The organism is Rosistilla ulvae, from assembly GCF_007741475.1.
In the GTDB taxonomy this organism is placed as follows: Bacteria; Planctomycetota; Planctomycetia; order Pirellulales; family Pirellulaceae; genus Rosistilla; species Rosistilla ulvae.
On record NZ_CP036261.1, the window covers coordinates 1,273,731 to 1,297,485 of the forward strand.

Annotated in this window: 18 protein-coding genes and 1 tRNA gene; 7 read left to right on the forward strand and 12 right to left on the reverse strand. The window is 58.9% G+C overall.

Annotated features, from left to right (window positions below; genetic code table 11):
- Positions 1–40: 40 nt before the first annotated feature.
- The 7 genes from EC9_RS04665 to EC9_RS26390 form a co-directional block, all read right to left on the reverse strand.
- Positions 41–823 carry a class I SAM-dependent methyltransferase gene (locus EC9_RS04665; RefSeq protein WP_145118280.1) on the reverse strand — a complete coding sequence of 261 codons (783 nt, stop codon included), beginning with the start codon at positions 821–823 and terminating at the stop codon, positions 41–43.
- A 22-nt stretch (positions 824–845) separates the two neighbouring features.
- Positions 846–1,376: a DinB family protein gene (locus EC9_RS04670; RefSeq protein ID WP_145118282.1), complete on the reverse strand. Its 531-nt coding sequence runs from the start codon at positions 1,374–1,376 to the stop codon at positions 846–848.
- 88 nt (positions 1,377–1,464) lie between these two features.
- A complete protein-coding gene (locus EC9_RS04675) occupies positions 1,465–3,243 on the reverse strand; it encodes an adenylate/guanylate cyclase domain-containing protein (RefSeq protein WP_145342778.1) in 1,779 nt (592 codons plus the stop codon).
- A 7-nt stretch (positions 3,244–3,250) separates the two neighbouring features.
- Positions 3,251–4,528, reverse strand: a complete 1,278-nt coding sequence (locus EC9_RS04680; RefSeq protein WP_145342780.1) for a BaiN/RdsA family NAD(P)/FAD-dependent oxidoreductase — start codon at positions 4,526–4,528, stop codon at positions 3,251–3,253.
- A gap of 87 nt (positions 4,529–4,615) precedes the next feature.
- On the reverse strand, positions 4,616–5,683 hold the full coding sequence (gene hflC, locus EC9_RS04685; RefSeq protein ID WP_145090303.1) for a protease modulator HflC: 1,068 nt from the start codon (positions 5,681–5,683) through the stop codon (positions 4,616–4,618).
- Between the two features lie 57 nt (positions 5,684–5,740).
- A complete protein-coding gene (gene hflK / locus EC9_RS04690) occupies positions 5,741–6,727 on the reverse strand; it encodes an FtsH protease activity modulator HflK (RefSeq protein ID WP_145118290.1) in 987 nt (328 codons plus the stop codon).
- Between the two features lie 112 nt (positions 6,728–6,839).
- Positions 6,840–7,010 carry a hypothetical protein gene (locus EC9_RS26390; RefSeq protein ID WP_218934583.1) on the reverse strand — a complete coding sequence of 57 codons (171 nt, stop codon included), beginning with the start codon at positions 7,008–7,010 and terminating at the stop codon, positions 6,840–6,842.
- Positions 7,011–7,347: 337 nt separating this feature from the next.
- On the opposite strand from EC9_RS26390, the gene EC9_RS04695 reads away from it, so the two are divergent.
- Both EC9_RS04695 and EC9_RS04700 read left to right on the forward strand, forming a co-directional pair.
- Positions 7,348–7,421: transfer RNA gene (locus EC9_RS04695), tRNA-Asp, on the forward strand.
- 509 nt (positions 7,422–7,930) lie between these two features.
- Positions 7,931–8,893 (forward strand): DHH family phosphoesterase, encoded by a 963-nt coding sequence (locus EC9_RS04700; RefSeq protein ID WP_145342782.1) that lies wholly within the window; start codon positions 7,931–7,933, stop codon positions 8,891–8,893.
- Between the two features lie 108 nt (positions 8,894–9,001).
- On the opposite strand, the gene EC9_RS04705 is transcribed toward EC9_RS04700, so the two are convergent.
- A complete protein-coding gene (locus EC9_RS04705; RefSeq protein WP_145118308.1) occupies positions 9,002–9,742 on the reverse strand; it encodes a 3-keto-disaccharide hydrolase in 741 nt (246 codons plus the stop codon).
- A gap of 251 nt (positions 9,743–9,993) precedes the next feature.
- On the opposite strand from EC9_RS04705, the gene hemB reads away from it, so the two are divergent.
- The 3 genes from hemB to queC all read left to right on the forward strand — a co-directional run bounded on the left by hemB (position 9,994) and on the right by queC (position 13,302).
- Complete coding sequence (hemB, locus tag EC9_RS04710) at positions 9,994–10,992, forward strand: porphobilinogen synthase (RefSeq protein ID WP_145342784.1); 999 nt, start codon at positions 9,994–9,996, stop codon at positions 10,990–10,992.
- A 108-nt stretch (positions 10,993–11,100) separates the two neighbouring features.
- Positions 11,101–12,582 (forward strand): deoxyribodipyrimidine photolyase, encoded by a 1,482-nt coding sequence (locus EC9_RS04715; RefSeq protein ID WP_145342786.1) that lies wholly within the window; start codon positions 11,101–11,103, stop codon positions 12,580–12,582.
- A 33-nt stretch (positions 12,583–12,615) separates the two neighbouring features.
- Entirely contained in the window at positions 12,616–13,302 is a 687-nt protein-coding gene (gene queC / locus EC9_RS04720; protein WP_145342788.1) for a 7-cyano-7-deazaguanine synthase QueC, read from the forward strand.
- A gap of 286 nt (positions 13,303–13,588) precedes the next feature.
- Here the strand turns inward: queC and EC9_RS04725 are convergent, their stop codons facing one another.
- From EC9_RS04725 to EC9_RS04740, 4 genes are all read right to left on the reverse strand, one after another.
- Entirely contained in the window at positions 13,589–15,148 is a 1,560-nt protein-coding gene (locus tag EC9_RS04725; RefSeq protein ID WP_218934584.1) for a tripartite tricarboxylate transporter permease, read from the reverse strand.
- A complete protein-coding gene (locus tag EC9_RS04730; RefSeq protein ID WP_218934585.1) occupies positions 15,142–16,509 on the reverse strand; it encodes a tripartite tricarboxylate transporter substrate-binding protein in 1,368 nt (455 codons plus the stop codon). The genes EC9_RS04725 and EC9_RS04730 overlap by 7 nt, the downstream gene beginning before the upstream one ends.
- A 68-nt stretch (positions 16,510–16,577) precedes the next feature.
- Positions 16,578–18,167, reverse strand: a complete 1,590-nt coding sequence (locus tag EC9_RS04735; protein ID WP_246105959.1) for a sialidase family protein — start codon at positions 18,165–18,167, stop codon at positions 16,578–16,580.
- A gap of 825 nt (positions 18,168–18,992) precedes the next feature.
- Positions 18,993–19,214: a hypothetical protein gene (locus EC9_RS04740; RefSeq protein ID WP_145342794.1), complete on the reverse strand. Its 222-nt coding sequence runs from the start codon at positions 19,212–19,214 to the stop codon at positions 18,993–18,995.
- 96 nt (positions 19,215–19,310) lie between these two features.
- Here EC9_RS04740 and EC9_RS04745 point away from each other — a divergent pair, with 96 nt between their 5' ends.
- Together EC9_RS04745 and EC9_RS04750 are read left to right on the forward strand one after the other, a co-directional pair.
- Positions 19,311–21,785: a DEAD/DEAH box helicase gene (locus EC9_RS04745; protein ID WP_145342796.1), complete on the forward strand. Its 2,475-nt coding sequence runs from the start codon at positions 19,311–19,313 to the stop codon at positions 21,783–21,785.
- A 1,618-nt stretch (positions 21,786–23,403) separates the two neighbouring features.
- Positions 23,404–23,715: a hypothetical protein gene (locus EC9_RS04750; RefSeq protein ID WP_145282889.1), complete on the forward strand. Its 312-nt coding sequence runs from the start codon at positions 23,404–23,406 to the stop codon at positions 23,713–23,715.
- Positions 23,716–23,755 lie beyond the last annotated feature (40 nt).

Below are 23,755 nucleotides of genomic sequence, written 5' to 3' on the forward strand. Positions count from 1 at the left end.
CGCCAGAGCGAAACGTGCAATCGTTCTGCCCGCGAATCGATCATCCGCGCTTCCGCAGCACGTAGACGACGTCTTCGCAACTGGCATCGACCGTGATCGGCTCCGAAACGTCGTAGCCGAAGTCGTAGGTCCCGGCGATCTCCCAGCTACCCTCGGTATCGATCAGCGACTGGAATTGCTTGGGCGTATAAGATCGCAGCCGCAATTCGTCGGCAATCCGCTTCTGCCCCTTGGGGGTGAAGATATCAAATCGGATCCCAAAGCGTTCCATCCGTTTTCGCGGAGCGCGTTCGATGGTCCACATCTGCGTCACGATCGACAGGTGTCCACGCCGCGCCGCCCACGACTCCTCTTCGCTGGGGGCCGCCGCCGTAGGCGTCAGATGGATCCCCACCAGGTAGATGCCTCCCTTTTTCGTCCCTGCCGCCATGCAACGCATGTGATCGTGAGCGGTTTGGGCGGTCGTCAGGTGGCGGAAGCTGTTGATCGTATTAAAGGCGAGGTCCCATTTTCGCTTCGGCTTGAAGTCGCTCATGTCAGCGACCCAGGCCGTCGGTTTCATGCCTTTGCGTTCGAAACGTTTGTTGCAGAACTCGACAGCTTTGGGATTCAGGTCGATCCCGGAGACTTCGAAGTCGTGTTTGGCAAGACCGTACAGCAATCGTCCGGTGCCGCAGGCCGGTTCGAACAACCGCCGCGCCTTGCCGCCCAGATAGACGTCGTTGATATCGCGGATGAAGCCCATCTCGGCGGCGCAGTCGGCGCCAAAGACGAGGTCGTAGTACTTCGGGTGGTCGTAGATACTTTCGTTGACAACATCCACTGTGCTTGCTTCTTTCGCTTCGTTATCGGACGGGATTCAGGCCGAGCATCCGCCGCAGCAGACCGATTTGTCCGGCATGGATATGTTCGTGCAGCGGGCAAAACAGAATCGCCCCCAGTTTGTTCGGATAGACCGCGTAGGGCATGTCGATCGGTTCGAGCAGTCGCTGCGGCGAGCTTTCGGTCACAACCTCGATCGACCGTTGGTGGATCGTGCTGAGCCGTTGCAGCAGTTCGTCGGGCGTCGGCTGGCCAGCCGGATCGGCGTCGGGCGTCGTTCCGCGGCCGTACTTCTTGCGGAACGTGCCGGGGACCAATTCAAGGTCCTCGGGCTCGCGGCCGCGCTGCCGGAAGACCAGCAGGCCGTACTGCGAATAGGCGAGGTGGCCGACTTGCCAAGCGACGTGAGTCGGCAGGCCGGCGGGCATTTGAAACCACAATTCTTGCGGCGTGTTGTCGAGCAGTTCGAGGGTGTACTGGCGAGCAAATTCGATTTGCCCCAATGCCACCGCTCGGCTCTTCTCGACCGTTTCGATATCTAGCTCAACGCTCATGCGATAAAATTCCTTATTCACGCAACGCAAAAACAACCGCGACGCGAAGCAGAATCCTAACGGGCAATCCCTGCCAGTGATAGCACCATCAGTACTTCGGCAGGTCGATCACGCCGTTCCAGTCCGACGGCGCGACGCGGCCATGTTGGGCGATATAGACGGTTAAGAAGTCCTTGGCGCGGTCCGCTGCCGGGACCGCGTGCAAGCGTTCAAAGGCATCTCCCCAACGCTTGTCCAACAGCGCGTCGAGCGCCTCTTCATAAGTAGCGATGTCAGCATCGGTCAGCCCACACAGCGGACCTTCGGGAGGCAGGATCTGGCTGACGACCAGTGGCGTTTCGATTCCGGCCGGCCGGACGCGGGCCAGTCGTCGGATCCGGCAGGTCGTTGGCGGGACGAAGTCGCGGACATATCGAGCGGTGATTTCGTCGACCAAGATCTCCGCCGACAACTGTTTCGTCATCCCTTCCAAGCGGCTGGAGAGGTTCACGACCGGGCCAAACGCTGTCACCTTCACTTGGTCGACAGTCCCGATCCGCCCCGCGACGGCGCGTCCGCTGGAGATCCCGATCCCGCAGCGGAAATCGGCCAGCCGACCATCGCTGCCGGCTGATGTGAACTCTTCGAGGATCGCCAATGCGGCGGCGCAAGCGCGGCCGGGCGCATCGACTTGAGCGATCGGCCAGCCCCAAAATCCCATCGCCGCGTCGCCGTGAAAGTCGCCGATCACGCCGCCCGAATCGAGGATGTGCCGCGTCATCACGCCGAGGGCTTCGCTGACCCGTTCCAGCAATTCCAGCAACCGACCTTGCGCCTTTTCACTCTGCCGCGAGAACCCGCGAAGATCGCAGAACAGTGCCGACAGTTCGGTCTCGCGCGGCGCCAGCGCGTCTTCGGTCTCTTTGTTCCCCAAGGCGTTCATCACCACCGGCGCGAAGAACTGTTGCAAGCCGGCCTGGCGGCGCTGCAGGGCACGCATGTCGCGGAGATTGCCGATCGTGGTCGCGACCAATTCGGAGAACTTTAAATCGTCCTGCAAGACGTCGGCAGCTTGCGACGCAGCGTTTCCAGCGGGGCCGTTGAACAGTCCCGCCATCGCTCCGGCGACATACAAACCGAGCCCGTCGGTCCCCGAGATCACGGGGACGCAGAAGGCCCAGTCGATTCCGTCGAGCTGCGTGAACTGCGACTCCCGGCCGCCGTTCCACAAATGCAAAATGCTCTCCCCCGATTCCAGCGACTTGCGGACCAAGCTGGCGCTGGGGGCGCGTTCCTGCGACGTCGGCACGCGGCTATCAAAATGCTGGACGCTGATTTCTGGAGTGTCGCTGCGATTGAGCCCGACGACGGCGACCGCCGATGCGCTGGGGATCCCCTGCAGCAGCACCGTCGCCACGCGAACCCAGAGCTCTTGATCGCTGTTGCTGCCGGAGATCAGTTCGGGCAGCCGCCGCAGGACCTCGATCCGTTGGCCAGCATCGCGAAACGGATTGCGACGCAATTGTTGAGCGTCGAAGGCGTGTTGAGTTAGCTCGCCCTCGGGATCGGGCGAATCGAGCTGCGGGCGATCGACCAGGGTGAACGTTGTGGCGCCGACGACAAAATGTTCGCCGACCGATATCAGGAACTCTTCGCTCTGCTGGCCCTTAAAAAAGATCGGGTTCCGAGCCGCGGCGATCCTGCGAATCCGCAGCTGTTTCCCCTCGCGCGTCATGCGCACATGTTGCCTCGAGATCCGATCGTCCCAGGGAATCGACCACGTCCCCGCGTCGCGACCCAACACGATCGGATGGCTGGCATCGAGGTCGGAGACCGGTCGACGCCAACGGTCTTCGTTGCGCGAACCTTGGACAACCAGATCCAACATCGATTTGCTAACCTCCCGCGTCGGCGTCGTGAAGCGACTCGGCGGCGCTGCGACCGGCAACCGTTCCCGTGCTAAACGCCGACTGGAAATTATATCCGCCGATCCAACCGTCGAGGTCCAGGATTTCTCCGGCAATGTACAAACCGTCGACGATTCGGCTGTGCATCGTCCGCGGATCGACTTCCTTTAACGAGACACCTCCGGCGGTCACCTCCGCCTTTTTGAAGCCCCGCGTCCCTTGGATCGGCATCCGATTTCGCAGCATCCCCTCGACCAGCAGTCGCCGGTTGGCTCCGCTTAATTCGGCCAGCGGTTTCTCTCCCGCGATTTGAGCTTGTTCGATCAAGGCGCTCGCCAGTCGTCGCGGCAGGATTTCGCAGAGTGCTTTGTCCAGCTGGCGGCTCGGTTCGCTCGCCCGTTTCGCATCGAACCAGCTGTTCAGCCGATCGTCGTTCCAGCCGGGCAACGCGTTGATCCGCAGCTCGATCGTCGACAGATCTTCGACGGCGGTGATCGCTCGGCTGACATCCATCGCCGTCGGGCCGGAGAATCCAAAGTGAGTGAACAGCAGCCCGCCGGTTCGCTGAGCCAGTTCGCCCTTTTTCTTCGCAACGCCCGGTTTGCCAACGGTCACTTGGGCCTCAGGAAGCGTCAGCCCTTGCAGCTCCCATGTCCAAGCGCTGCCGCCGACGATCGGGACCAGCGAAGGACGGGGCGTGAGGATTGTGTGCCCGAGTTTTTGCAGCCAGTTGTAGCCATCGCCGACGGTGCCGCAGCCTGGATACGACATCCCGCCAACGGTCACGATCACCGATCGGCAGTGCAGCGATTGGCCATCGAGATCGACTTGGAATCCGGTCTCGGTGCGAGTCAGGTTTTGGACCGCCGCTCCCAATCGCAGCGTCGCGCCACTTTCGGTCATCCGGCGCTGCAACGCTTGGCAGACATCCAACGCTCTGTCGCTTTCGGGAAAGATCTTGCCGCCGGGCTCGACTTTGGTTGGGACGCCTAAGTCGCGGAACATTTGAACGACGTCGGTGGGAGAGAGCTCGGCGAGCGCTTGCCGCAGGAAGCGACCGTTCTTGCCGAAGGCTTCCATAATCCCGGCCGCATCGCAATCGTGAGTCACGTTGCAGCGGGTGCCGCCGGACATCAAGATCTTGACCCCCGCCTTGTTCGCTTTCTCCAAGACGCAGACGCTGCGACCTCGGCGAGCTGCTTCGGCGGCGGCCATCATCCCGGCCGCACCGGCCCCAATTACTACGATGTCAAAGTCATTCTGCATTCGGGGCGTCACATTCCATCGTGCTCGGTCGTCGCGTGGACGTTCCCGATGCGGGTTTTTTCGTTTTTGTTGTCGATGCGTGGCGAGTTACTTTTTCAGCGGCTCGAGCTTTTTCAGCAGTCCGAAAAACTCGCTGTCGGTCGTCAGGATCAAGCTGCTGTCCTTGGTGATCGCCTTTTCGTAAGCCTCCAGCGTGCGGACGAACGTATAAAATTCGCCCACTTCGTTCATCGCTTCAGCATAACTTTTGATCACGTCGGCGTCGGCCTGCCCTTTGGTCTCGCTGGCCTTCTGTTGTCCCTTGCCCTCGATGCTCTGCACCTCAGCGTTGGTTTCGTTGATGATCGCTGCCTTCAAACGTTCCCCTTCGTTGACGTTCCGCGCCGAGATCGATTCTCGCTCAGCGATCCAACGGTCGAACGTTTTGATTCGGACGCTGTCGACAAACGCGATCTGCGAGATCCCGATATCGATCAAGCGGATGCCACGGCCGATCCCTTCTTGATCATCCTTGCTGGCAAGTCGACGTTGGGCTTCGATTTTGATTTGGTCGAGGATCTTGCTCCGACCGGCGAGGATCTCCTTCGAATTCGATTCGCTCTTCTCTTCCAGTTCGACCAGCATCTGTTCGGCTTGGCTCTCGCCAACTTCAGCCAGTTCGTCGTCCAGCAATTGTTGATCGCCCGAAAGGGTCAACGTGCGGTTGGTGCTGCGGACGAGTTCGGCCAGATCGTATTGCGTGATCACGTCGCGGATCGCACTGCGGCAGATCTGTGCCACCCGTTCCTCGGCGTTTTCGATCGTCCGCAATCGCTGCACAAATGTGGTCGGACCGGTCTCGGCATCGTCGATCTGCCACATCGCCCAAGGGATCAACTCGATCTTCTTGTCGTCGCGAGTCGGCAGATCGGGCAGCAGGAATCGCCGGCTGTCTCCCCAGAACTGACGCGTCTTGGGCAGTCGCCGAACCGTTTCGACAAACGGCAGTTTGTAATAGACGCCCGGTTCGACTTTTTCGCGAGCCGGTTTGCCGAATCGCATCACGACTCCCATCTCGCGCTCATCGATCACGAAACAGAAGAAGGGAGCGAGGACGAGCAGGATTGCTAGGACGGCGAGTCCACGTAGTAGATTGATCACAGTTTCAGGTTTCATCGTGGGTAGCTGCTTTATGTAGGAGAACTTAAGAACCGGTCGGACACGCGCGGCGGGTTACGGGGCGGTGGCCGTGGGGTTCAAGTTCAGCATGGGCAGCAGACCTTTTAAGTCGCTGTCGAGGATCGTCTTGGGACCGCTTGTCGAAAGCACCCGTTCCATCGATTCCAGATACATCCGTTGCCGGGTCACTTCAGGAGCTTCTTTATAGCTCTCGTATTTCGATAGCAGCGCGGCGATTTCACCGGCCGCTTCGGCGCGGCGGCGGGCAGCATAACCCTCCGCTTCGCGAATCAATTTATCGCTGTTGGCCATCGCCGTCGGAATCATCTTGTTCCGCTCGCGCCTCGCCTCGTTGACCAATTGGTCGCGCTGTTGAATCGACGCGTTGACGTCGTCGAAGGCGGGGCGAACGCGTTCGGGCGGCGTCACGCGTTGCAGCTGAAGGTCGACAACCGAAACGCCACATTGATAGACCGCTAATTGTTCGGTCATCTCTTCCAATGCGGCCGCAGCGATCTCGTTCCGCTTGCCGGTCAGGATCTCGTCGGCTGAATAATCGCCAACGACGCGGTGCATCGTGCTGCGAGCGACCGCCAGGATCGTATCTTCGACCTGCCGTTCGTTGATGCTGAAGACATACTCTTGCGGGTCGGTGACTCGCCAAATGACGGTCCATTCAACCACCGCGGCAAACAGGTCGCCGGTCAGGATCAAGGATTGCTCCTCTTCCATCTTATTGATCTTCATCTGTTGGCCGCGCGTGCTGGTGTCTTGCGTTCCCGAAGGGAGTCGCAGACTTCGCTCGCTGGTGTCGATCAGGACGCGGCGGTCGATCCAGGGCAATTTGAAGTGCAGCCCGGGGCCGACTTCGCTGTGGTAGCGGCCGAAACGCAACACGACAGCTCGCTCGTATTCGCGAACCGTATAGACGCCGCTCCAGACGACATAGATCACCAGCATCGCCGCCATCGCGATAATGCCGGTGGAGAGGACTTGGCGGGTGGCTTGGCGGATTTCATCGGGATCAAAATTCTGAGGCACAACTCATTCCAGCAGTTTGCGAGTGGTCAATTGAATGTCCGCTTGCAGCGGTCATTCGTCATCTAGGCCCAATCGCGAGCGATTCGGGGCGCGAAAACTTTGGCGATTTCGGCTAGCGTTTCAGTGCCGAGGTTCGCAGCAGCAAAAATCCGGCGACGACAAACAACGACGCGATGATGCCCCACTGCGTGGTATCCATCTGGTTGTAATAGTCGGCGAGTTCGCGCGACGCACCTCGCCACCATTGATTGAAGCTAAATCCGATCAGTAGTTTACCGAGCATAGCAGTTCCTTTCCGATTCGACAGGGATCGCAAGGGAGGCTGATTCTCCATTGCGGCAACCGCAAGATCTGCCTACCAGGGTTGGGGCGGAGTCGAATTCCATCCCGCGGCGGTCAGCAAAAGCTTGGGTTTTCCAGGCGAAAACGCTTCTCGCCTGGCCGGACCGCCAGCTGTATATGCAGTGGTCCAAGGAACCATAGCTTTTGTTGGTAAGAGAAGATGGCTACGATCCAAAAAAATTGCCGACCCACTATTTTCGTTTTTTGAAATGCAGGCTATACTTCGTCCGTCCAAGTGACGATGAGTTAAATCAACGCAAGGACCAAACGCCTTACAAGGCGCGGTAGCTCAATTGGTTAGAGCCCCGGACTGTCGATCCGGAGGTTGCGGGTTCGAGTCCCGTCCGCGTCGCTTCTTCACGTGCTGTGATTTTGCGGCACCTTCTGCGACTGCCAAAGCTGGCAGTTTCAGTTCCCCCGGCCATTCCAAACGATGATGATTCCGTTTGAATGGCCCGTCGGAACGCATGCCCCACTCCAGGTCCACGCGATCACGTGGTGCAATCGCATCGTTTAACCGCGGCGGCAACGCCCCGCGCGTTTCGCGTGACCTGGGCTATGCAATGGATCGGAGCTTCGCCCCTCATGCAAGGTGCGAGCCGCCGCTGCCGCGGCTTCACGGGCGGGGGAGCTTGTTCGCTTCGGGCCGCTGTGTGGTCTCCGCTTGTTTGGATCTTTCGGCACAGTTGGAAAAACCGTCAAGCAGCCGTCGTTTCTTGTTACGGTGTCGCGATGTGTAGTTAGCCTTGGTGTGCGTGCGGTCTATAAGTTGTTGGTGGCAGAGCCGTTCGCTCCGATCGGATTTGTTGCCCGACGTTTAGATCTACGGTCGCAGCAAAACTCCAACAGGGCATCTCTACTATGACGACTAGCACCAAGCAGTATCGATTATTGACACGCAGCGATTTCGACGGGTTGGTATGTGCCATCCTGCTCAAAGAGTTGGGGATTCTGGGAGACATTAAATTTGTCCATCCCAAAGACGTGCAGGACGGAGTTGTCGATGTCACCGAGAACGACATTTTGACGAACCTTCCCTACGTTAATGGTTGCCATCTGTGCTTCGATCACCACTCCAGTGAAGCGATCCGAAACAACGAACCTCACGGCGAGGACTACATCTTGATTCCTGGGGCCGATTCGGCCGCCCGCGTCGTCTACGATTATTACGGCGGCAAGGAACGCTTTCCCGGAATCGGCGAAGACATGATGCAAGCGGTCGACAAAGCGGACTCCGCCAAGTTTGATCTCGAAGAGGTTTTGAATCCGAGTGGTTGGGGACTCCTGTCGTTCCTGATGGATGCCCGAACTGGACTGGGCCGATTTCATGACTTCCGGATCGCGAACTACCAATTGATGATGGATTTGATCGACTGTTGCAAAAACTATTCGATCGAACAGATCTTGGAATTGCCCGATGTTCAAGAGCGGGTCGAGATCTACCGCGCGCATGAGAACCTGGCGAAGAAGCAGATCCGACGATGTTCGACCGTCTATGGGAATCTTGTCGTCTTGGATCTCCGCGATGAAAAGACGATCTATGCGACCAACCGCTTTACGATCTATTCGCTGTTTCCCGAGTGCAATATTTCGATGCACGTGCTGTGGGGCAAGATGCAGCAGAATACTGTTTTTACGATCGGTAAATCGATCTTCGACCGCAGCTGCAGCACCGATGTCGGCGAGCTGTGCCTGAAGTACAACGGCGGCGGGCACACCGCGGCCGGAACCTGCCAGGTCGCCCACGAAGACTCCGCCCGCGTGCTGGACGAATTGATCGGCCAGATCAACGAAGACGCGGGAATTACGACGTCGGTTGTTTAGGAGGAAGTTGAGTTGTTGCTTGCTGGTTTGGTGGCGTGGACCGTTTGTTGGTCTACGAAGCTATTGAAAAAAGGCGTTCGGCGGAGTCGAGTGTCCACCTGCGCAAAATCAGCCGCCGGTGGGAAGTTCGCGGATTCGCAGGTCGCGCCAGCGAACTTCCAGCGGCGGAGTGCCATTGGGAACGCTGTGGACTTGCAAGCCGATGAAGCCGGTTGCGGGTGAGTTCTCGTCCAACAGATCTTCGACTTTGCGGCCGTTGACCCAAGTCTGAATTCGCGGTCCAACGACACGGATTACAAATCGATTCCACTGGCCGTTGATCATCACGTCGTCGACGATCCGATTTTCGCTCAACCATCCACGGCCAGTCCCCTCGCTGTAGATGTAGCCCGATTCGCAAGCATTGTTCGGGTCGTCCGACAGCGCTTCGATCTCGATCTGCGGCCCGCAAACGCGTCCGCCGTTAACATCCTTCTTGCTGAACGAACGGACCTGGACGCCCGAGTTCAATTTGTCGTCCAACAGGACCTCAAACGTCAGTTCGAAATCGGCGTATTCCTTTTCGGTGCACAGCAGCGACGTCGGGCTGCCAACAACCGACCGGCCGACGATCTGCCCACCGTCATTGTGGTAGGTTGCGGTTCCGTTTCGCGGCACCCAGCCGAGCAAACCGACAAGTTCAACCATCGGTTTCCATCCGGCGGAGCTGATGTCTGGCGCGGCGATCCGCAGATCGCTGCCCCGGTTCTCAGCCGGCCGACTGCCCGTCCCCGCACTGCTCAACTGGCGCGGAAGCAGACAGCTTGTGATTGCGATCGCAGCAATCGTAAGTAATCGCCAGCCAAACATAAACGATCCGCTCCAAAGTTGCCGACTCAGCGGTCGACGAATTAAGTTTGTCCTGTCATCTTAAAGGATCGCTGCGGGCGATGCCCACACAATCGTTGTTCCAATCTTGCGGAATCGCGAAACTCAATCAATGGAGATTGGGCAAGCTAGTGGGGAAATCGAGATTTCATTTTGCTCGCTCCGCAATCCGGCCGGTATCGGCCCCCCCTCCATAACACTCTACTTTGATACTGCAGCCATAGGAAACCATTATGTCTCCACGCGGTGAATATCCGACCACGCGCATGCGACGCGTCCGCCGATTCGATTGGTCGCGACGATTGGTCCGCGAAAACGGACTCACCCCCAACGATTTGATCTGGCCCGTCTTTGTTGTCGACGGAGAGAACGTCCGCCAACCGATCGCTTCGATGCCGGGGGTCGAGCGGTTGTCGATCGATCTGCTGGTCCAGCGTGCCGCCGAGGCGGTCGAACTGGGCATCCCCGCGATGGCTCTGTTCCCCGTCACCCCGTCGGAAAAGAAGACGCCTGGAGCCGAAGAGGCGATCAATCCGGAGAACCTTGTCTGCCGCGCGGTCCGCGCTGTCAAAGCGAAAGTTGGCGATGCGTTGGGGATCATCTGCGACGTCGCACTGGATCCCTACAGCAGCCACGGGCACGATGGGCTTTTGAAAGATGGCTACGTCGTCAACGATGAAACGATCGAAGTCTTGTGCCAGCAAGCGATCGTGCAGGCTCAAGCCGGTTGCGACGTGATCGCGCCGAGCGACATGATGGACGGCCGGATCGGCGCGATCCGCAAGCATCTCGACCAAGCCAACCTGCACGACACTCAGATCATGTCGTACGCCGCCAAATACGCGTCGGCGTTTTACGGTCCGTTCCGCGAAGCTGTCGGTTCGGGCAAGAACCTGGCCGGTGGCGATAAGAAGACCTACCAACAGGATCCGGCTAACACCGACGAAGCGCTCCATGAGGTCGCGTTGGATCTGGCTGAAGGAGCCGACATGGTGATGGTCAAACCGGGAATGCCTTATCTGGATGTCGTCCACCGCGTCAAGGATACGTTTTCGGTCCCGACGTTTGCGTATCAGGTGAGTGGCGAATATGCGATGTTATCAGCGGCGATCCAGTGCGGTTGGTTAGCTAGAGAACAAGTCCTCCTCGAAAGTTTGCTCGCCTTCAAGCGAGCCGGGGCCGACGGAATCCTGACCTACTTTGCCATCGACGCCGCCCGCTTGATGCAGTGATTGTTTAGCGAGGCAAGCAGATGGTCGCCTTTCGCAGCGCGAAAGTGCGCACGACCAACGCACTTTCGCGCTGCGAAAGGCGACTAACTCTTGTCCCGAAAGCCTTGAATGACTCGCATCCCCGAACTGCGCATCCGCGACCTCAGCGCGAAATCAGTCCGACCCGACGGACAGTTTGTCCTCTATTGGATGATCGCCAACCGGCGGACTCGCTATAACTTCTCGCTGCAATACGCGGCGTCTCTCGCTCAAGAACTCGGCCGGCCGCTGATCGTGCTCGAAGCCTTGCGTTGCGATTATCCATGGGCCAGCGACCGGTTGCACCGCTTCGTCTTGCAAGGGATGGCCGACAACCGCGCGGCCCTGGCCGATTCCAATCTCCGCTACTACGCCTACGTCGAACCAAGCGTCGGCGATGGGCGAGGTTTGATCCAACAGTTCGCCCGCGACGCCTGTGCGATCGTGACCGATGACTTTCCCTGCTTCTTCATCCCCGCGATGTTGCGGTTGGTCGCGCGGCAGGTCAAGGTGGCGATGCAAGCTGTCGATTCCAACGGCCTGCTGCCGATCCGCGCCACGGAAAAAGTCTTTGCCAGAGCGCACGATTTCCGTCGCTTCCTGCAAAAGAATCTGAAGCCGCATTTGAGCGAGATGCCCAAGCTGGCGCCGCTGCAAGGCTTCCGATTGTCCCCACCGCCACCGATCCCCGACGCGATTCTTGAGCGTTGGCCCGAAGCGACCGATGCGCTGCTGGAAGCTTCGCCGGAACAGTTGTCCGCGCTGCCGATCGACCACGACGTCGGACTGGCCGCGTTCGACGGAGGTTCTGACGCGGCCGCGGCGACGCTCGATTCATTCATCTCGCAACGCCTGCCGCGATACGGTGAGGGTCGCAACCAACCCGAATCCGACGCGTCCAGTGGCCTGTCGCCCTACCTGCACTTTGGCCAGATCTCGACGCACGATGTCTTTGCCGCCATCGTCGAGCGAGAACAATGGTCGCCCGATCGATTGGCTGCGAAGGCGAGCGGATCGCGCGAGGGTTGGTGGGGAATGAGCGAAGAGGCGGAGAGCTTCCTGGACGAATTGATCACATGGCGCGAGGTCGGTTTCAACTTTTGCGTCCACCGCCGCGACTACGATCGCTACGAATCGCTCCCCGATTGGGCTCAACAAACGCTGGGAGAACACGCCGACGACGAGCGTCAATTCACCTACTCGCTAGAAGATTTCGAAGCTGCAAAGACGCACGACGACCTCTGGAATGCGGCTCAGCGGCAATTGGTTCGCGAGGGGCGGATGCACAATTATCTGCGGATGTTGTGGGGCAAGAAGATTTTGGAATGGACCCCCACGCCGCAGGCCGCGTTGCAGGTGATGCTTGAATTGAACAACAAATACGCTGTCGATGGTCGCGATCCGAATTCGTATTCGGGCATCTTTTGGGTCTTGGGGCGTTACGACCGCGCCTGGCAAGAACGGGATGTTTTCGGCAAGATACGTTTTATGAGCAGCGAGAACACGGCGCGGAAACTGAAAGTGAAAAAGTATCTGCAGCGATATGCCGCCGATGCCTCGACCGCTCGCTGATCGAATCACGACGCGTTTTAGAAAGCAGTGCAAATGACGAAACCAGCCGTTGTCCTCTTGTCCGGTGGACTCGATTCCGCCACCTGTCTGGCGATCGCTCGCCGCGATGGCTTCGATCCGCATGCGATCAGTTTCCGTTACGGCCAGCGTCACGAAAACGAACTCGATTGCGCCCGCCGCGTCGCGGATCATCTAGGCGTCGCCAAGCATGTCGTCGTCGATATCAACTTGGGGCAGTTCGGCGGATCGGCCCTGACCAGCGAGATCGCGGTCCCCAAACATGATTCGATCGATCAAATCGACGATGCGATCCCGGTCACCTACGTCCCCGCTCGCAATACGGTCTTCCTGTCGCTGGCCCTTGCCTGGGCCGAAACACTCGACGCCCGCGACATCTACATCGGCGTTAACGCATTGGACTACAGCGGCTATCCCGATTGTCGCCCCGCGTTTATCGAACAGTTCCAACGGCTCGCCAACTTGGCGACCAAAGTCGGCGTCGAATCCGATGACGACGCGATCAAGATCCATGCGCCGCTGATCGATTTGACCAAAGCAGAGATCATCGCCCAGGGACTTAAGCTAGGCGTCGACTACGGCCTGACGCTCAGCTGTTACGATCCCGCCGACGGCCAGCCCTGCGGTCACTGCGACGCCTGCCTACTGCGCAATAAAGGTTTTGCCGAAAACGACCTCACCGACCCCAGCCTCGCTGGCTAAGCGCTCTCTCATCGCTCCCTTCAGCTTCGCCGCGTGAAGCACTGATGACTTCACCCTCCCCCAAACGAAGTTTGGCAGGGGAGGGTCGAACAAGCGAAGCGATGTTCGGGGAGCGGCGGCACGGCAAATGCGGGCCGGTTCAACCTCATGGTAGGCCCTCCCCGAAAAACTCGCTAAACGCTTGTTTCCCGACCCTCCCTGCTTCGCCGGGCGGGTGAAGTCCTGTCACTTCACTCTCCTAACGAAGTTTGAAAGGGGGGCGTGAACCAGCGAAGCAAATCAAAATCTACGTCGCTTGACGATCGCGGCGGCGGAAGGATTCGACGAGCATCGAGCCAACTAAAACGACAAACAGCGTGGCTAGGGCGATCGAGAGGGGGCGTTGGACGAGGCCGGCGATGTTCCCATTGGCTGCGGTTAGCGATTGAACCAAGCGTTCTTCCAGCGGCCCGCCCAAGATGATCCCCAGCACGACCGGAGCCGTTGGCATTTGCAACCGGACCAAGACAAAGCCCAAGATGCCCATCGCCAGCATCGTTAACACATCGAACAGGCTGCCGTTGAGGGCATACGAACCGGTCACACAAAAGGCGACGATCAATGGAAACAGGACCGCTTTGGGAATCTGCACGATCGTCCCGCTGACACGAATCGCCAACAAACCGACAGGCAGCAGGACCAGATTGGCGAGGATGAACAGCAGGTAGATCGAATAGACCAGCGGCAATTGTTCGTCGAAAATTTGAGGCCCAGGAGTCAGGTTCTTCATCATCAGAACGCCGATCACGATCGCGGTGATCGAATCACCCGGGATGCCGAAGACAAGTGCCGGGATCCAGCTGCCCGCCAACGAGGCGTTGTTAGCCGTCGTTGCATCGCCGATCGAATCGAGCGAGCGACGCTGCGATTCGACTTCGCCCTCGTCGCCAGTGACCGTTGGAGCTTTCTGCTGCATCCGCCTCGATGCAGCAAACGCAACCCACGACGCGATGTCACATCCGGCACCGGGAAGCATCCCAATCAGAACGCCAATCCCTCCAGAACGCAGCGTCGACATTTTGCGTCGCCGCAGACGGTCGCCGATTTCTTGCAAAGTGAGCGCCAGCGAATGCGTGGATCGTTGTAACGCCGGCGCGACCGGCGAACGTGGCTTGGCGGGCGCCGCACCGTCGACAAGGTTCAGCAACACTTCGGACATTCCAAACAGTCCGATCATCGCGGGGATAAAGGAGATCCCGGAATAGAGCGAAGCGATCCCCAGCGTGAAGCGAGGTTCTTGATGCGCCGCACTCAGCCCGATCGTCGAAAAGAACAAACCCAGCAACAGGCTCAAAACCGCTTTGCTGCGAGGGCCCTCGGCGACGATCACTGCACACGTCAGTCCGATTAGGAACAACCAAAAGTACTCGGTGACGGAGAACCAACCCGCGGCTTGAGCGAGCCAGCCGCCAAGCATCATCATCGCGATCGCCCCAAAGATTCCGCCGATCACGCTGCAGACCAAGCCCAAACGCAGGACGCGTTGCGCTTCGCCACGACGCGTAAATGCGTAAGCGTCGTCGACATAAGCTGCCGACGCGGGCGTGCCGGGAATCCGCAATAGCACCGTCGGAAGATCGCCGGCGAAGATCGCGCAGGCGGCCATCGTGATGATCGCCGCAATCGCCGCGATCGGATCCAACCAATAGGCCATCGGCACAAACAACGCCACCGCCATCGTTGCCGTCAGCCCGGGAATTGCACCGACAAACACGCCGTACAACGCAGCAGCGATCACGATCAACCAGACATCGCCGCGGGCAAAGACCTGCGTCGCAGCTTCGGTGAATGCTCCGATATCTACCACCCCAGCCACCCCCAGGGCAACGGAACGCCCAACGTCCGAGCGAACAATTGATACAGCAGCGGTGCGGCCAACAGCGTGACTCCGACGATCTGTCGCCGCGTCGCACCAAAGACGATCGCGAGCAGCCACAGCAGTGCGGCGGTCGCCAACACATAACCAATCGTTTCACAGGTCGCGACAAAAGCGATCACCGCCAAGATCACAACGACCGGGCGAAGCCAACGCGACCGGCCGTCGCTCTCCTCCGCCACCGACGGTTCGGTTGCAACCGCGGCTTGGCTGCGGCAAGCCGGAACGACAAAGATCAGCCCCAGAATCCCCAAGCAGATCGGAAAGAAATAGGGACGGACCACCGCTGTTTGCGATTGGACAAACGCGGGGCTGCCGAGCGTCTCGGCAAATTGCCGATCCGATCGACTCAAGAACTCCGTAAATTCCGACGCGTCGGCGATCGACGTCTGAAACCCGCCAGAGTCCATGAACTCCGCGAATTTTGGACTGCGAGAGAGTCTGTCGACCGCAGCTTCCAGCACCTCTACCCGCTCTGGCGGCACGCCGCGTGGACACAACACGCCGCGCCAACTGGATAGACTCCAATCGTCTCCCTGCTCGCGAAACGTCGGCACGTCGGGAGCCGCAGGAGATCGCTCGTCGGCCATCAGTCCGAGACAGCGGATCTCGCCGGCATCGAGCATCGCGCGGGCTTCGGGGATCGAACAGCAGACGAGATCGATGCCGCCCGCCATCAGTTCTTGCAGCGACGGGGCCGCACCGTTGATCGAAATCCAGTTCACCGATTCGCTTGGCAACCCACACTGGGCGACCCAGCCGATCAGAGCGGCATGCCAAATTCCACCCGCTGCGGTGCCGGAAGCGTTCATCGGTTCAGCTCTCTCGGCCAACGCGGCTTCCACATCGGCCAAGCTGTGCCAGTCGGAACGCTTGTGAACGAACAGCGCCGCCGGATCGCGGTTCAGCAATCCCAGCGGTTGGTAATCATCGGGGCCGATGGCGCTCAAGCCGCGATGATGCAGCATGTTTAATTCGACCGTCGCAAGCGTTAGCGTGTATCCATCGGGACTGGCCAACGCGCCGCGAGAATGCCCCGTCACGCCGCCACCACCGGTTGCGTTGACAACGTTCACCGGAACACCCAGCTCTTCTTCCAACTGCACCGCCACCTGCCGCGCGATGCGGTCGGTGCCACCTCCAGCCGACCAAGGGCAGATCAACGTCAGCGGTCGCGATGGAAATTCTTGATTGCTGCCACAGCCTATAACAAAACACGAAACCGCAACCACCGCGGCGTACAAAACGCGAGCGTGTCGAAAGGTCTCACGTTCCGAAAACAAATGCTTCAAGGAGGATTTACACAGCAAATCAAATGGAAGTTTGCAATGGGAAGGTCTGTCGGTCGCCATCGTCTCCACTAGCGATAGAAGACCGGTATCGCCCATTTGCCAAATTCGATCGTCTCCCCTTTGGAGCAATCCTTTTGATACAGCGTGCAGAAATTGGCGGGCGATTTAGGATCGAAGAGTCGGATTTCGGGATTGGCGACAACTCGAAATCCTTGTTCGATCAAACGCTTCGACTGAGAATCCCTGTTGCGATCCGGCGCTGGCGTGAGGAACCAAACCGTTCCCGCACTCTCACAAGTTACCGTTTTCTCTCCATCCAGCGGCACCTTCAGGAAAGAGACCTCTGGCAAACCGGCTGGCAATTCCGCCGCGGTATAGCTGCGATCAGTGAACAGATCGACGCCGCCAACAAACGGTTGCGCGGTGAACGATCCACCAGTCAATTGGCCCTTCTTGCTTTTGCTCAACGGCACGCCATCGGGATTGGCTCGCACCGATACTGGAGGTTTCTCTTTCCCGCCGGAGGCTTGGCTGACGACTTGCCGCAGGCGAACGTCGCCACTGACATCGCGTCCGGCAGCGACATCCTGTTCGCGAAAATGAGCCGTCAGGATCTGGCGTGCATCGGTGCGGCTGAAGTCGTAAACGATATGGATCATCCCGTCGGCGGTCTGCTGGCCATCGGGATACGAGACGCCACCGCGCTCATCCAACAACAACCCTCCGCTCCAACTGGCGCCATCGTCGCTGGAGATAAACGCCATCAAGTGCGATCGTCCTGTCCGCCGGTCGACCGGACCGTGTTTTACTAACAACAGATTTCCCGACGCCAAACGACGCACAAAAAAGCGAGCGCTCGGGTGCTGGATCGTCGAAGGCGTCAGTTCGGGCCAGGTCTTGCCGCGATCTTTGGAAACCGATTGCCCGATTCCGTAATTGGTACGGACCAGCATCCACAGCGAACCGTCTTTGCGTTCGACAAACATGTGCTCATCAAATTGGCGGTCTTTCACCGGCACATTGCAGGCACCGCGCAACGACCACGTTTTCCCCTGGTCTTCCGAAACGATCATCCGGGCACTTTCATCGGTCTCCCGCCACGTCGATGCCGGCAACACCCACTCGCCCGAACTCAACACCGTCGGCTTGCACATCATGATCCCGTCGGTCAACCGCTGCGGTTCGCTCCAGGTCGGGTTTTCGGAATCGGGTTGATCGGTCGAGACACACCAAACGCCGGCGATGCTGCCGCCGTGGCCAACCGCTTGCGCCCAGAACACAAACAACCGACCGTCCGGGGCCATCCACAGCTCGGGATCGTAAGCGCGAACCGGACCGCTGCCGTCGGGATCGACGATCAACACCTCTTTCCATGTCGCTCCGCCATCGCCGGAGGTGCTGACGACGACGTAGTTGTTGTGGTCCTCGCCCGGCGTGATCCCGGCATACCAGTTCGCCCACATCCGCCCGCCCGGCGCCACGGCCAAACTGGGAATGCCTTGAAAAGCGCGGTTGGTGACCGCGTGGTCCTTGGGCAACGGAGCTCCTACGTGTGCGGGAGCTTTGAGGAAACTTTCATCGGCCCAAGCGAGGCTGTCGAAGCAGGGGAGCATCAATAGCATCGAGAGCACGAGCATACGTTGCGTGCGTAACGTCATTGGATGATTCATCGGGGGGAAGCTTTTGCAATTCAAGGCAGGAAGGGGCGGTAACATTCGACAATACAACCTGGCGAGGGACGATGATAACCACTGCCGACGGGGATTTCGAGACCTTGCATGGCTCGCTATGGAAGCCGAGCATCCTCTGTGGGGTGGCTACGCCGGAGAGGATGCCGTTGCGCCGCAGCACTTAGACGGCCGGGAGCTGCTTTTGATGGCTCGTCGGACACAGAAGCCAACGGATCGCAGGCTGGATCGATTGGAAGAGGCGGGCGCAAAAGAAAACCCGCCCGCCAGGCACAAGGTGAACCTGACGGGCGGGAGTTTTATCTCGCTCAGGACCATGCGACTCGACAGAAGTCAACCTCTTCGTGTTCTCAATAACGAACACCGTTGTCTGCCGAAGTCACAATCAGCTTATTAGCCGAAAGGTGATTCGCGAGTGGGGTGGCTGCCTGAGCTGGCAGCCCGCCGGCTGAGCTACGGGTTACCACCCCGTTGGCAAGTACAGCAATATTCCACTTGAACACCTCCCTTCAGATAAACCTGGTTTGGCAGCAGCGGTCCGGGGCCAACCAGAGTGGACCGCTTGATCTGCTCGGAAGTTAATCGTCGCGACGCGTAAATCGCGACCCAACATATTCAGGATTGGCGGGGGGGCTCAAAAAGGCAAGTGGAATTTGGAATCGACGCCTGAGCGGCTGGCATGATCAAATCCCCAACGCGTTGCAAAATCGAGACTTATGCCACATTGGTCGCCCAAAAACAATTTCCTACAGCCAGCTTCTGAAGTGGCCAGCTGGACTCGATTTTGTCGTCGAATCAGGCGATATCGATCTCGAATAAAATGATCACCATCACGTCCGACGCGGAGAAGGAACTCATCGGTCCTGCGCCGCCACCACCGCTCTTGGGGGCGATATTCCCTTCGAGCTTGACGACCTTGCCCCCCTTTTTGTGCAGTCGAGCGATCCACCGATTGATCTCGACCTCCAATTGGTCCAATTCGCTTTCGATGCTTTTGAAGATCTTGACCTGTTGCATTAGTTCCGTCCGGTTCTCGGCGACGCACGACTGGTTAAATTCGATGCGTGGCAGTATCGTCTGTCGCGTGCCCCAGATCAACTCACGAGACCCACGATGCAAGAATCACCAATCGATCGCGACCAATTAGCGGTCGAATATTTGGAACTGCTCCCCTACGAACCCTACCCCGTTCAAGAGGAGGCTTTGCTGGCGTGGTTCTCCGAGCCCCAGGGGGTCCTCGTCGCCGCACCGACCGGGACCGGCAAGACGCTGATCGCCGAGGCGGCCGTCTACGAAGCCCTGAAGACGGGCAAGCAGATGTATTATACGACGCCGCTGATCGCGTTGACCGATCAGAAGCTGGTCGAGCTGCAGGAGACGGTCGTCCGCTGGGGCTATCCCGCCGAATCGGTTGGCCTGGTCACCGGCAACCGCCGCGTCAACCCCGACGCTCCGATCCTGGTCGTCGTCGCCGAGATCCTGCTGAACCGATTGCTGAACCGCGAGGCGTTCGATTTTGCCGACGTCACCTCGGTCGTGATGGATGAATTCCACAGCTTCAACGACTCGCAGCGCGGCATCGTTTGGGAATTGACTCTCGGGATGTTGCCCGAACATGTCCGGACGCTACTGTTGAGTGCCACCGTCGGCAATTCGGTCGAGTTTGTCTCGTGGCTGTACCGATCGCACAACCGGCGGCTGCGATTGGTGCAGGGGACCGAGCGGAAGATCCCGCTGCAATACTGGTGGGTCGACGATCAATTGATCGGCGAATTTGCCGAGAAGATCACCGAGGGATCGCCCGAGGTGCGGCGGACGCCAGCGCTGATCTTCTGTTTCAATCGCGATCACTGCTGGCTGACCGCGGAACAATTAAAGGGAAAGGGCTTGGTCGACGCGGCGCAGAAGACCGAACTGGCCAATATCCTCAACGCCGAAGATCTCTCCGAGGGAGCCGGCCCGAAGATGAAGCAGATCTTGATGCGAGGCGTCGGCATCCACCACGCGGGGATCCTGCCGCGCTACCGTCGCTTGGTGGAGTCGCTGTTCCAAAAGAAGCTGTTGAGCGTTTGCGTCTGCACCGAAACGCTTTCGGCCGGGATCAACCTGCCCGCGCGATCGGTCGTGTTGCCGTCGCTGTTAAAAGGTCCCAAGGGGAAGAAGAAAGTCGTCGAACCGAGTTCGGCTCACCAGATCTTTGGCCGTGCGGGGCGTCCGCAATTCGATACCGAAGGGCACGTCTTCGCCTTGGCTCACGAAGACGATGTCAAAATCTTGCGGTGGAAAGAGAAGTACGATCAGATTCCCGAGGACACCAAAGATCCGGGGCTGATGAAAGCCAAGAAACAGCTGAAGAAGAAGATGCCCAAGCGGCGTCAGGACGAAGCCTATTGGAACCTCACTCAGTTCGAACAGCTGCAGAACGCGGCGCCCGCGAAACTGGCCAGCCGCGGGCAGATGCCGTGGCGTCTGATGGCGTATCTGTTAGGCCATTCGTCCGACATTCAACCGCTGCGAGATTTTGTCGGCCGGCGGTTGATGAACGACAAAGAGCTCAAGAATGCTCAGACGCAACTGAATCGGATGCTGGTCGTGTTGTGGTCGGCCAAATATATCGAACTGGATCCCAAGCCAGCTTACGCAAGCGCCGATGCGTCGCCAAAGAAACAAGCCAGCGACAAACAGTCGGGCGAAAAACCGGAGGCTCCCAAACCGCAGGGGCTGTTCGGCGAGATCCTGCAGCAAATGGAATCCGAACCAAAACCGGAGCCCGATGCCAAACCAGCCACTACCGACGACGACGCTCCCGATGAAGCGGCGATCGCGCGAGGCTACGACTACGAGAACTACAAACCGCTGACCGCCACGCCGACGCCGACGTTGGAGTTGTTGGTCCGGTTGCGGAGTATTCATCCGCTGTACGGCGTCTACATGGCCGATCACATGCTCAAGGCCGACACCAACGAAAAGCTGTTGGCGTTGGAAAGCGTGTTGGATATCCCCGGCAACGTCGCTCGATCGGTCCGCGTGCCAGGCAAAGATGAGCTGCCGCCGGGACCGCTAGCAACCGAAGTGCTCGATCCGCGACTGTTAAAGCTGGGACTGGCGACAGCGGAGGAACTGGGAGTTGGCGGGGATGATGAAGAGGAGGACGCCGGTCCGCGTGGGCGGAAGTATTACGACGAACCACCAGTCCGCGTATTAACGCTCGGCGACAAACTGTACCGGATGTTCCATTCCGACGTCCCGGGCGTGCACGATGTTCGCGTGAACCCGGTTTGGATCGCCGGCGAAGTCCTCGAATATGGCGACTTCAATAAATACATCCTCGCCAAGAAGCTGCAGAAGCAGGAGGGGATCCTGTTCCGACACCTCTTGCGTTTGATCATGTTGATCGACGAGATGGCCGAGATCCCGCCACTTGGCAGCACGCCGGAAACCTGGGAAGACATCCTGGACGACATCGCCGACCGACTGACCGAGATCTGCCGCCGCGTCGATCCCGAGAGCACCGATGAAGCGATCGAAAACGCCACCGCCGGCGACGACCTTCTGCCACCGGTCGTCCGCCGCAAAGAAAAGGGCTAAAGCCACAACTCAGGAAGCTGCGTCAGTGATGGCCGTAGGTGACGCCGGGTGCCACTGGCTTGCCAGTGCATTTCGAACGAAGCCCCAGGGGAGTGCATTACCCAAACGGCTTCCGGTGCGGCTTCGTTTCCGCAAATCAACGCAGTTCAAACAGATGGCATTCCCGACGTCTTGCGGTTATTCAAACATTGGGGCTCCGTCAGAAGAGCACTGGCAAGCCAGTGGCACACACCTGCCATCCTTCCTGCCTGAGGGGCGAAGCTTCGGTCCTTTGCCTAGCCCAGGTCCGGCGGAGCGAGCCCCGCGAGCGGAGTGTCGGCCTGGGGACCGTACCAACAACACGTAACGGAAGGGCCAACGGCCCGGCGATTTGTTGTTGCTCGATTTGAATTGTGCCTGTCCCTAATTCCTCGGCTAACCCACCCGCGGATTGCGCACTCGGCTCAGCCTATTTTTTGCCCGCGAATATCGCGAATTTACGCGAATGGAAAACCGTTGACGAGCATTTGGTTGGATAAGAGTCATTCTCCACGAGCGAGCTACCCGGTGCCTCTCCTGCCCGAGGGACGAAGCTCCGATCCTTTGCTTGGCTGTTGAAGACTGGGTGCCACTGGCTTGCCAGTGCATTTCGAACGAAGCCCCAGGGGAGTGCATTACCCAAACGGCTTCCGGTGCGGCGTCGTTTCCGCAAATCAACGCAGTTCAAACAGACGGCATTCCCGACGTCTTGCGGTTATTCAAACATTGGGGCTCCGTCAGAAGAGCACTGGCAAGCCAGTGGCACACACCTGCCATCCTTCCTGCCCGAGGGGCGAAGCTCCGATCCTTTGCCTAGCCCAGATCCGGCGGAGCGAGTCCCGCGAGCGGAGTGCTGGCCTGGGGACCGTGTTCACAATGAACAAACCACCTCCGTAGCCACGGCAGCGGCGGCCGCTTAAAGCCTGCGGCGCGAGCGTTACCTGTCGCCGCCTCCGGGGCTTTCCATTGATTGCGTCTTGCCCGATCCTGTGGCTCGCGCCACAGGCTTTATGCAATCGCCGCCTCTGCGGCTTGCAACTAGCACGAGAGGCGAAGCTCCGGTCCTTTGCTTGGCTGTTGAAGACCGGGTGCCACTGGCTTGCCAGTGCATTTCGAACGAAGCCCCGGGGGAGTGCATTACCCAAACGGCTTCCGGTGCGGCGTCGTTTCCGCAAATCAACGCAGTTCAAACAGACGGCATTCCCGACGTCTTGCGGTTATTCAAACATTGGGGCTCCGTCAGAAGAGCACTGGCAAGCCAGTGGCACACACCTGCCATCCTTCCTGCCCGAGGGGTGAAGCTCCGATCCTTTGCCTAGCCCAGGCCAATCGCAGCGAGCCCTGCGAGCGGAGTGCTGGCCTGGGGACCGTGCCAACAACACGCGAACGAAGAGCCAACGGTCCGGCGATTTGTTGTTGCTCGATTTGAATTGTGCCTGTCCCCAATTCATCGGCTCGGTCTGGTTTGCGGAGGTTCGTCTGTTGGAACGTCGAAAACTGCTCGCTCGTTTGGTAATATGCTGATCCCCGCAATTGGCGGTTTTGCGTTGCGGGGGTGTTTTTATTCGAGTTCATTGCAATCCCTTCGTCAGAGATCCCAATGACAAACTTAGAACCATCTCCAGAAGCGTTGAAATTTCGTGGATCGATGCGTGCGGGTTCCTTCACCGCTCAGCTGTTTGTTGAACTGGCCGTCGAGCCGTCGTCGCTTACACTAAGTGCCTCCATGCGGTCGTTCCGAATCGACCGCGAGAATTTTCAAGGGCTCGAAGAAACCTCGATCCTTGGGATTTTTAAGCGCGGTATCCGTTTCCGTCATAGCCAGCCAGGCCTGACGAATCCGATCATCTTTTACCCGTCGATGAATCGAGACGCGTTCCGCCAGCATCTTCAATCGATCGGTTGGTCGTAACCCGCAACGTCCGGTTGCCTGCCGAAACCTGTTGCAGGCG

Excerpts from the sequence above, each read along its gene's own strand:
- EC9_RS04670 (WP_145118282.1), bottom strand. The coding sequence starts at position 1,376 with ATGAGCGTTGAGCTAGATATCGAAACGGTCGAGAAGAGCCGAGCGGTG.
- EC9_RS04675 (WP_145342778.1), bottom strand. The coding sequence starts at position 3,243 with ATGTTGGATCTGGTTGTCCAAGGTTCGCGCAACGAAGACCGTTGGCGT.
- EC9_RS04680 (WP_145342780.1), bottom strand. The coding sequence starts at position 4,528 with ATGCAGAATGACTTTGACATCGTAGTAATTGGGGCCGGTGCGGCCGGG.
- hflC (WP_145090303.1), bottom strand. The coding sequence starts at position 5,683 with ATGAAACCTGAAACTGTGATCAATCTACTACGTGGACTCGCCGTCCTA.
- EC9_RS26390 (WP_218934583.1), bottom strand. The coding sequence starts at position 7,010 with ATGCTCGGTAAACTACTGATCGGATTTAGCTTCAATCAATGGTGGCGA.
- EC9_RS04700 (WP_145342782.1), top strand. The coding sequence starts at position 7,931 with ATGACGACTAGCACCAAGCAGTATCGATTATTGACACGCAGCGATTTC.
- EC9_RS04705 (WP_145118308.1), bottom strand. The coding sequence starts at position 9,742 with ATGTTTGGCTGGCGATTACTTACGATTGCTGCGATCGCAATCACAAGC.
- hemB (WP_145342784.1), top strand. The coding sequence starts at position 9,994 with ATGTCTCCACGCGGTGAATATCCGACCACGCGCATGCGACGCGTCCGC.
- EC9_RS04715 (WP_145342786.1), top strand. The coding sequence starts at position 11,101 with ATGACTCGCATCCCCGAACTGCGCATCCGCGACCTCAGCGCGAAATCA.
- queC (WP_145342788.1), top strand. The coding sequence starts at position 12,616 with ATGACGAAACCAGCCGTTGTCCTCTTGTCCGGTGGACTCGATTCCGCC.
- EC9_RS04735 (WP_246105959.1), bottom strand. The coding sequence starts at position 18,167 with ATGACGTTACGCACGCAACGTATGCTCGTGCTCTCGATGCTATTGATG.
- EC9_RS04740 (WP_145342794.1), bottom strand. The coding sequence starts at position 19,214 with ATGCAACAGGTCAAGATCTTCAAAAGCATCGAAAGCGAATTGGACCAA.
- EC9_RS04745 (WP_145342796.1), top strand. The coding sequence starts at position 19,311 with ATGCAAGAATCACCAATCGATCGCGACCAATTAGCGGTCGAATATTTG.
- EC9_RS04750 (WP_145282889.1), top strand. The coding sequence starts at position 23,404 with ATGACAAACTTAGAACCATCTCCAGAAGCGTTGAAATTTCGTGGATCG.